Below are 284 nucleotides of genomic sequence, written 5' to 3'. Positions count from 1 at the left end.
TTTTTCGCCTTCAATTACATCTTTTTTTATCGCATATTTCACACTTCCTATGGCACTATCAGAAAAACATATATGTATTATTTTTTTCATCCTTACCTCCCGCTATAAACTTTAAAATAATCTATGACTTTGTCCTGTAAAGATATGAGTCCTTCTTCAACGGCTATTCCTACTGCTGTACTGGTAAAACTTTTTGTAATAAAATATTCATAGATTTAAAAGTTATCCCCTATTGTAACTTAGATAAATCATTTTATAATAGTGAATAACTTTTTTATTAGTAT

The organism is Clostridium sp. UBA5119, assembly GCF_002414285.1.
GTDB lineage: Bacteria > Bacillota > Clostridia > Clostridiales > Clostridiaceae > Clostridium_J > Clostridium_J sulfidigenes.
The sequence above is the reverse complement of the archived record's forward strand: the minus strand, read 5'-3'. Positions refer to the sequence as shown.